At 67.6% G+C, this 6,217-nt stretch carries 7 protein-coding genes; 3 read left to right on the top strand and 4 right to left on the bottom strand.

From position 1 onward, the window contains the following. The first annotated feature begins 275 nt into the window (after positions 1–275). Complete coding sequence (locus tag BDK63_RS16950) at positions 276–1,028, top strand: PEP-CTERM/exosortase system-associated acyltransferase (protein WP_246386267.1); 753 nt, start codon at positions 276–278, stop codon at positions 1,026–1,028. Here the strand turns inward: BDK63_RS16950 and BDK63_RS16945 are convergent. The 3 genes from BDK63_RS16945 to BDK63_RS16935 form a co-directional block, all read right to left on the bottom strand. Next, a complete protein-coding gene (locus BDK63_RS16945) occupies positions 1,023–2,087 on the bottom strand; it encodes a DUF3541 domain-containing protein (RefSeq protein ID WP_183334131.1) in 1,065 nt (354 codons plus the stop codon). The genes BDK63_RS16950 and BDK63_RS16945 overlap by 6 nt on opposite strands. Next, positions 2,084–2,833 (bottom strand): trimeric intracellular cation channel family protein, encoded by a 750-nt coding sequence (locus tag BDK63_RS16940; protein ID WP_183334129.1) that lies wholly within the window; start codon positions 2,831–2,833, stop codon positions 2,084–2,086. The genes BDK63_RS16945 and BDK63_RS16940 overlap by 4 nt, the downstream gene beginning before the upstream one ends. 69 nt (positions 2,834–2,902) lie before the next feature. Then, on the bottom strand, positions 2,903–3,925 hold the full coding sequence (locus BDK63_RS16935; RefSeq protein ID WP_183334127.1) for a DUF21 domain-containing protein: 1,023 nt from the start codon (positions 3,923–3,925) through the stop codon (positions 2,903–2,905). 200 nt (positions 3,926–4,125) lie between these two features. On the opposite strand from BDK63_RS16935, the gene BDK63_RS16930 reads away from it, so the two are divergent. Together BDK63_RS16930 and BDK63_RS16925 are read left to right on the top strand one after the other, a co-directional pair. After that, positions 4,126–4,623, top strand: a complete 498-nt coding sequence (locus tag BDK63_RS16930; protein WP_183334125.1) for an NfeD family protein — start codon at positions 4,126–4,128, stop codon at positions 4,621–4,623. 6 nt (positions 4,624–4,629) lie between these two features. Beyond that, the gene (locus BDK63_RS16925) at positions 4,630–5,679 is read left to right on the top strand and encodes an SPFH domain-containing protein (RefSeq protein WP_183334123.1); all 1,050 of its coding nucleotides are present in this window, start codon (positions 4,630–4,632) and stop codon (positions 5,677–5,679) included. A 45-nt stretch (positions 5,680–5,724) separates the two neighbouring features. On the opposite strand, the gene BDK63_RS16920 is transcribed toward BDK63_RS16925, so the two are convergent. Further along, positions 5,725–6,210 (bottom strand): GNAT family N-acetyltransferase, encoded by a 486-nt coding sequence (locus BDK63_RS16920; RefSeq protein WP_183334121.1) that lies wholly within the window; start codon positions 6,208–6,210, stop codon positions 5,725–5,727. Between the last annotated feature and the right edge of the window lie 7 nt (positions 6,211–6,217).

Genomic DNA, 6,217 nt, shown 5'->3' with positions numbered 1-6,217 from the left:
AAAGCAGCCAATCTCCACCCCCAGAGCCCTTTTATCCCCACCGAGCATGGCATCTGGGGACTTCTGACTGACCCGGTGCAACATCCGGGCTAGGGAGGCCCATCCGGCTCGAGGATGCATTCGGCAAGTTCGGCAAGGAGGTAGGCTGATATGATGGTGCTCCCTGCTCGACCGGTAGACTTCAAATTTTCAAGGCGGAAGGATCCAGCGAAATGACATCATGCTCTTCATCAAGGCAGGAATATAAGGAGACGAACCCTCTCCTTTCACGCTTCATGGAGGAGTTCAACTTCAGCCTGGCACTGAGCCCTAAGGAGAAGCAGCGGATCTATCGCCTGAGACATGACATCTACTGTGAAGAACTGGGATACGAGGAGCCGACAGACAGGGAAAATCGGCTCGAATATGACGCCTATGACAGCATGGCCATCCACTGCCTGATAGAGCACCGCAGGACGGGGCTCGCCGCTGCCTGCACTCGCCTGGTGATGCCCCACCCCGAGTGCCCCCCTCCTCTGGACAGGCTGCCCCTTGAATCCTATGGCGGGCGCAGCCTTACCCATCCGGAGCTCCATCCACAGAGGCTCCCCGCAGGCAGTTATTACGAAATCTCGCGGCTTGCCGTCTCCCGGGCATTCCGGACGAGAATCAAGGGGAGCGAGGTTCCCGGCGTGTCGGACAATCCTCATGAGTTCACGCCGGAAGAACGGGAGACCTTTTCGCTACTCGTCAGTGGTCTCTTTCTGGCCGGCTATGCCCTGGGACGCATGTCCGGCAAGAGCCTGGCCTTTGCGATGATGGAACCCAAACTGCCCAGGCTGCTGTCGATGTCGGGCTTTCATTTCACCAAGGTGGGGGACACCATCGATTTCCACGGCAAGCGCAGTGCGTACTGTATCAACCGCGAGCAGGCCGAATCCGGCATGCATCGGGCGCTACTGCCCCTCTATCAGCATATTCAGGAGGAGTTGGGGCCACAACTGGCCGCCGTTCTCCAGAGCCGTTCACCCAGCCTGCTGACCTCATAGCCCATCGGCGGAAAGCGCCGGGCCGGGATAGAGCCTTCCCGGCCAGCGCAGCACTATTATGGCCAGCACGTTGCGGTGCTCGCCGCGGGCCAGGTCGGTGCCCCCCTCGGCCGAGGGGATGATGCCGGTCGCGGGGTCCACCGCCTCGACCAGCATGTCGCGAATCCGGGCGACGAGAGGATGCCCCTCCCGCCCGGCCAGCAGGAAGCTCAGCGCCACCTCCGCCAGGATATCCTCGGTGGCCATGGCGAGGATTCTCTCCTCCTCCCTCTCGAATTCGGCCAGCACCCAGGCAAACTCCTCGGCACTCACCTCCTGCTGGTAGTAGCGGCTTGCCGCGATCACGAAGTGGGTCAGGCCATAGAGCCAGTTGTGAAACTCGCCCCTGTCGAGCATCGCGACGCTGCCCGGCGGGTAGCGCTGGCGAAAGGCCGCAACGACCTCCTGTCGCAGGTCCACCACGCCCAACTGGTGCAGGAAATGCACCTGGTTGGCCACCTGGGCGGCATAGATGCCCAGCACGCCGGGATCGGTGAGGAAGGCTTCCCAGTCGACCCCTGCCAGGTAGGCCAGCACCCCCTCGTGCCCCTCAAGACTCGGGAGCAGGCCGTGGTACTCCGCCTGTGCCAGCCGGAACAGTAGCCGGCGGGCGAAGGGGATCTCGCCCCACTCGCCCAGCATGCGCTGGCGGGCCCGATCCTTGCGGCTGCCCCGGGGATAGGCGGCGACCATCTCCTCGCTGCGCCGCTCGGCGTAGCCCGGGGTCGCCAGGCCCGTGATGTCACGTTCGAGCCAGCCGAGCAGGCGCTCGCCATAGGCCCGGTTGAGGGGCAGGTAGCGGGCATCACCGGTCAGCCGGTAGAGCCGCTGGGCATAGTGGCGCTGCTTGTCGGCGGGCAGCGTCGGCAGGGCCTCCTCGTAGACGGCCTGGATGGCCAGCCCCGCCCGCGCATGGCGCTCCTCGGCACCCTCCGTGGCCAGGCTGGCACAGCCTGCCAGCAGCAGGAGCAGGAACAGCAGGCAAGGCCCGCTCCAGCGAAGCGGCGGCGCCCGTCTCATGGCTTGTTCGGCCGGCGCTTCGACTGTTCCGGCCGGATCATCCTGACCCGCACCTTGGGCCGCGGCGACGCGGCGGGCGCTTCCGCGGGCGGGTCGCCGGCGGCGGGCTCGGGGGCCTTCGCCGGCGGGATCACCACCCACGCGAAGGTCGGCAGCGCCAGCTCCCAGTGGATCGCCGCCAGGCGCAGGCCCAGGGTCACCAGCAGCGCCAGGGCAATGGTCAGGGTGCCGGGGGCGGCCAGGGCATCCAGCGCCACGTAGGTGACGCCACCGGCGATGGCCGCCGTGGCGTAGACCTCCTGGCGCAGCACCATGGGCACGCGGCGCGCCAGCACGTCACGTACCATGCCGCCGGCCACCCCGGTGAGCATGCCCATCAGCACCGCGACCACGCCCGGAGCCTCCAGCAGCAGCGCCTTGTGGGTACCGATCACCGTGAACAGCGCCAGGCCGAAGGCGTCGGCCACCGGCAGGAAGCCGCGGGAGAGGCGGTGGATGTAGTGGAAGCCCAGGATCGACAGGCCCACCGTGGCCAGGATCACCCAGAGGTAGGTGGGGTCGGTGACCCAGAACACCGGGCGCACGCCCAGCACGAGGTCACGCAGGGTGCCGCCGCCGATGCCGGTCACCGCCGCCAGCACCAGCATGCCGAAGGGGTCCATGCGGGAGCGGCAGGCCAGGATCACGCCCGACAGGGCGAAGACGATCACCCCTGCCATGTCCAGCCAGTAGATCAGCCCGGTCATTGGTGCTCCTTTACCGTCAGGCCAAGAAATCGCGCCAAGGATAGCCCAGGTCGCCGCTACCGCGCGCGCTCAGCTGCTTGCACGCTCCTGCCGGACGATCCCGCGCAGCAGCCGTCCCAGCACGTCCGAGCCGGTCAGGATGCGCTTCTCGTCGCCCCACAGCAGGATCACGTCCTCGTCCAGCACGTCGTCCTCGCGGTGTTCGGGCCGGACCCGGAAGCGGTGGATCACCTCCCCGAGGCGGGTCGCGGGGTCGCGGATCACGATGGGACGGTGGCAGTGGTCCTGCGGTCGGAACTCGCCGTCATCGAACAGCGCCGCCCGCAGCAGGGCATTGACGTCGACCACCAGCCGCGGGTCACCTGCCTCGTCGACCAGCACCGCGCGGCTCCTGCCGGCCTGCTCCAGCGCGCACAGGAAGGGGTCGTGGCGGTGGCGATGGATCGGCGGGAACAGCGGCCGCTCGCCCTCGAAGGACAGCGTGATCACGCTGCCAGGGGCCAGCGGCTCGCCCTCCCGGCCCAGGGGCACGTCGTCAAGGGTCAGGAAGTTCATGGCCCCGCGCCCCTCCACCCGGTCGATCTCGGTCTCCGAGGACTCCATGTGCAGGCGGATCAGCTGGTGCAGGTCGCGCTCGCGGAAGAAGGGAATCGCCTCCGCTCCCAGCCAGCGATCCAGCACCCAGGCGGTGGGCCTGGCTACCGGCCACAGCAGCAGCTGGTAGAAGCGCATCAGCGGGGTAAAGAGCGCCGCCATGTGCAGCGCATGGCGGGAGAAGAACGCCTGGGGCAGGATCTCGGCGAGCAGGGTGATCACCACGGTGGAGAACAGGAAGGCCGCCACCGCTCCCATGACCGAGCCCGAGAGCAGCGCCAGCAGCACGTTCACCGCCACGTTCCCCCACAGGATAGTGACCAGCAGGAAGTTGGCATCCTGGCGCAGCGCCCGGACCCGCTGCGCCCGTGGATTTCCCCGGCGGGCCTCGATCTCCAGCTCCAGCTTGTTGATCGAGAAGAAGGCCAGGTTGAGCCCCGAGAACATCGCCGACTGCGAGAGGCACAGCAGGATGCCGATCCAGGTCAGCAGGGTCATGGCGGGCGCGCTCCTTCGCGGCAGCTCGGCATCATGCGTGCAGCATATCGCGATTTTACCTCTCTGACCCGGCAGCGAACCCGTTACGCCCTGCCGTGCCCACGAACAGGCGTAGCCCACTATCCGATAACCAGATACCCTCGATGGACACTGCCATCGGCTATGCACGCCCTCACCAGCCTCGAACTACGGAACGCCCCATGGACTGGAACCCTGCCGTCATCTGGCTGATCGTCGCCCTGCTGCTGGGCCTTGCCGAGCTCACCACCGGCGGGCTGGTGCTGCTGGCACTCGGCATCGCCGCCGCCCTGACCGCCGCCCTGGCCGGCCTGGGGCTGTCGCTTCCCTGGCAGCTGCTGGGCATGGGCCTCTTCTCCGGCGTGCTGGTGCCGCTGGCGGTGTGGGTCATCCGCCCCCGATTCTCGCCCCGCGGCGTGGCCTACGGCACCACCGGCACCGGGGTGGAGAAGGGCCGCACCTATATGACCCTCAGGCGCGACTTCGACGGCGCCAGCGGCATCAAGATCAACGGCGACTTCTATCGTCTTCGGGTCGCCGCTGACGCTGGCGAAAGAAGCGGCGAGACCGACCTGCCAGCCGGCACCCGGGTCGTCTTCCAGACCTTCGATGGCACCACCGCCATCGTGCACCTTGCCCACCCGGCGCCGGACCCGCGCGCCAGTCACCACACGGAGTAATTCCACATGGACCTTCCCGTCAGTCCGGGGCTGATCATCGCCCTGATCGTCGTCGTCATCGGCATCCTGATCATCGCCAAGGGGCTGGTGATCGTCCGCCAGTCGGAGGTGATGGTGATCGAGCGCCTGGGGTCGTTCAACCGCGTGCTGGAGAGCGGCATCAACATCATCGTGCCTTTCATCGACCAGCCCCGCGCCATCACCATGATCCGCTATCGCAAGATGGGCGAGGAGTATCAGGCGATCACCAGCAGCGAGACGCGCATCGATCGCCGCGAAACGGTCATGGATTTCCCCGGCCAGCCGGTGGTGACCACCGACAACGTCACGGTGAACATCAACGGCGCGCTCTACTACCAGATCATCGATCCGAAGCGCGCCGTCTATGAGGTGGAGAACATGAGCCAGGCGGTGGAGGTGCTGGCCAAGACCACCCTGCGTTCGGTAGTGGGCAAGATGGAGCTCGACAAGCTGTTCGAGTCCCGGGCCGAGGTCAACAACGAGATCCAGGCCGCCATGGAAGAGGCCGCCTCCAAGTGGGGGGTGAAGATCTCGCGGGTCGAGGTGCAGGACATCGCCATGCCCGACGAGGTGGAGTCCGCCATGCGTCTGCAGATGGCCGCCGAGCGCAAGCGCCGCGCCACGGTCACAGAAGCCGAGGGCGAGAAGTCCGCCGCCATCGCCATGGCCCAGGGCCAGCGCGAGTCGGCCATCCTCAACGCCCAGGGCGACAAGGAGTCCGCCATCCTGCGCGCCCAGGGCGAACAGGAGTCGATCAAGCTGGTGCTGAGTGCCATCGGCGACAGCGAGGAGAACAAGCGCACCGTGGTGGGCTACCTGCTCGGCCAGAGCTATATCAAGGTACTGCCGACCATGGCCAAGGATGGCGAGCGCGTCTTCGTACCCTACGAGTCGTCCGCTCTACTGGGCTCCATGGGCATGTTCCGCGAGATGGCAGGCTCCCCGGAAGACGCCGTGGCCAGCCACCTGCAGGCCAGCGGCAACCGCAGTGGCCTGCGGGGCGGCGTGGTGGGCGGGGCGGCCAGCAGCGGTTAAGTCGCAGCGCCCGCCGCCGAGGAGCGCCACGCGGCGGGCGCGGTGTCATTCCTCCGCCAGGCAGCGCTCCATGATGGCAACCCTTTCACCGCGGTAGGACAACCATACCCGCTCCCGCCAGCCGAGCCGCACATAGAGCGCCTGCTGGTCGGGGGTGAACAGCCAGAGCCGTTCGATGCCGGCCTCGCGGGCCTCGGCCTCCACTCGCCGCACCAGCCGGGAGGCGATGCCCCGCCCCCGCCACTCGGGGAGCACGTAGACCGAGGCCAGCCAGGGGCCCAGGTCGGGACGATCACTCATGTCCTCGGCCACCAGGCTCGCCGTGCCCACCGGCCGCTCACCGTGCAGCGCCACGAAGACCGAGGGCACCCCGCCCGGCCCGCACTCCGCCTCGAGCTCCGCCCGGCGGGAGGCGCGGGTCTCACCGGGAGAGAGGTAGCCCCACTGGTCGTGCTCCCAGCCGGCCACCCGGGCCAGGTGGGGCGAGTCGGCCCGGAGCCGCTCGATGCGAACCTCGGAGTCGCTGCCCATGGCCCCC

Source organism: Halomonas campaniensis (assembly GCF_014193375.1).
In the GTDB taxonomy this organism is placed as follows: Bacteria; Pseudomonadota; Gammaproteobacteria; order Pseudomonadales; family Halomonadaceae; genus Halomonas; species Halomonas campaniensis.
The sequence above is the reverse complement of the archived record's forward strand: the minus strand, read 5'-3'. Positions and strand labels throughout refer to the sequence as shown.